The sequence below is a fragment of the Acidovorax sp. KPB24-03 genome, from assembly GCF_057546605.1.
In genome coordinates this window covers 1-1,296 of sequence record NZ_BAAJYR010000674.1, presented here as the reverse complement: position 1 = coordinate 1,296, position 1,296 = coordinate 1, and the positions used below count along the sequence as shown (strand labels likewise).

Sequence of the window (1,296 nt, the reverse complement as noted above, 5' to 3'; positions counted from 1 at the left end):
CCACGGGCCACCCGCGGCCACGCCATCCGCCGGCCCTGCGGGGGCATTGGCGGGCCAGGCGGGCGGGGCCTTTAAAATCCGCCGCTCCAGCCCGCCGCGCGGGCCCACCAGCACTCACGAACCCTTCCATGAGCTCCTCCGACTCCTCCACCCCCATCTCCTACAAAGACGCTGGCGTCGACATCGATGCCGGCGACGCGCTGGTCGAGCGCATCAAGCCGCTCGCCAAGAAGACCATGCGCGAGGGCGTGCTGGCCGGCATCGGCGGTTTCGGCGCCCTGTTCGAGGTGCCCAAGCGCTACCAGGAGCCGGTGCTGGTGAGCGGCACGGACGGCGTGGGCACCAAGCTCAAGCTGGCCTTCGAATGGAACATGCACGACACCGTGGGCATCGACCTGGTCGCCATGAGCGTGAACGACGTGCTGGTGCAGGGTGCCGAGCCGCTGTTCTTCCTCGACTACTTCGCCTGCGGCAAGCTGGACGTGGACACGGCCGCGGCCGTGGTGGGCGGCATCGCCCGGGGCTGCGAGCTTTCGGGCTGCGCCCTGATCGGCGGCGAGACGGCCGAAATGCCGGGCATGTACCCCGCCGGCGAGTACGACCTGGCCGGCTTTGCGGTCGGCGCGGTCGAAAAATCCAAGATCCTCACCGGCAGGGCCGTGGCGGCCGGCGACGTGGTGCTGGGCCTGGCCTCGGCCGGCGTGCACTCCAACGGATTCAGCCTGGTGCGCAAGTGCATCGAGCGGGCCGGCGATTCAGCCCCCGCCACGCTGGACGGCAAGCCGTTCAAGCAAGCGGTCATGGAACCCACGCGCCTGTATGTGAAGAACGTGCTGGCCGCGCTGGCCGAGCACCCCGCGCCGCAGGATGCGGCATCGGCCGGCGGCATCAAGGCCCTGGCCCACATCACGGGCGGCGGCCTGCTGGAGAACATTCCGCGCGTGCTGCCCGAGGGCCTGGCCGCCCACCTGAAAGCCGGCAGCTGGCCGCAGACCGAGCTGTTCGCCTGGCTGCAGAAGACGGCCGGCATCGACGACATCGAGATGAACCGCACCTTCAACAACGGCATCGGCATGGTGGTGGTGGTCTCGGCGTCCGAAGCCGAAGCCACGGCCGCCACGCTGCGCTCGCTGGGCGAGACGGTCTACACGATCGGCACCATCGCCGACCGCGGCGACGGCGCGCCCGTGGTGGTGGGCTGACCCCCTCAGCCGCACCCCGCCGCCCATGATGGAGCCGCTCGCACCGCACGACGTTCCGCCCTCTGCCGCCGGCCCCGTGCGGGCGGCTCCCACG

1 protein-coding gene is annotated in these 1,296 nt (G+C 70.9%); it reads left to right on the top strand.

Translation table 11 applies throughout. The annotated features are described in order from the left end of the window. The first annotated feature begins 128 nt into the window (after positions 1 to 128). The gene (gene purM, locus AC27KI_RS25090; protein WP_487091190.1) at positions 129 to 1,202 is read left to right on the top strand and encodes a phosphoribosylformylglycinamidine cyclo-ligase; all 1,074 of its coding nucleotides are present in this window, start codon (positions 129 to 131) and stop codon (positions 1,200 to 1,202) included. The last annotated feature ends 94 nt before the right edge of the window (positions 1,203 to 1,296 follow it).